1 protein-coding gene is annotated in these 466 nt (G+C 56.4%); it reads right to left on the bottom strand.

From position 1 onward, the window contains the following. The coding region (locus tag KP705_RS17530) for a recombinase family protein (protein ID WP_215765206.1) at positions 1 to 262 on the bottom strand (262 nt) is incomplete at its 3' end. Between the last annotated feature and the right edge of the window lie 204 nt (positions 263 to 466).

Below are 466 nucleotides of genomic sequence, written 5' to 3'. Positions count from 1 at the left end.
ATGCCAGGCGGTCGCCAATACGCCGTGCATCAGGGACAGCGCGGGCCAGTCGATCAAGCTTTGGTACGACAAAAGTATCGCCACTACGAACAGCCGCCAGTGCCTGGTCAAGGCCGGCCCTTTCCCGGTTCGTGCCGGTGAAGCCCTTGTCGGTGTAAATACGATCGGCAGAAACACCGAGTTTGAGCAGTTCCTGATGCTGGGCCGCGAGATCCTGTTTGTCCGTCGAGCAGCGGGCATAGCCGATCATTATGTGTGTCATACGGGAAAGTGTAACGTATAAGTCCCCATGACTGCAAAACATATGGTACCACCTTTATGAGACACAGCACACGGCTGTATTCCATGACGTGTTGCACTTGTCCGGGACAGTCCGTCCAACGATCCCCTTCCGGACACATGAAGGAGACATCCGATCATGGCGCGGCGCCGTCTTCTGACCCGTGAAGCTCTCGCCCGACATTAC

This window comes from Gluconobacter sp. P1D12_c (genome assembly GCF_018812105.1).
Lineage (GTDB): Bacteria > Pseudomonadota > Alphaproteobacteria > Acetobacterales > Acetobacteraceae > Gluconobacter > Gluconobacter oxydans_A.
Note: the sequence above shows the minus strand (reverse complement) of the source record. Positions and strands in the feature narration are given on the sequence as shown.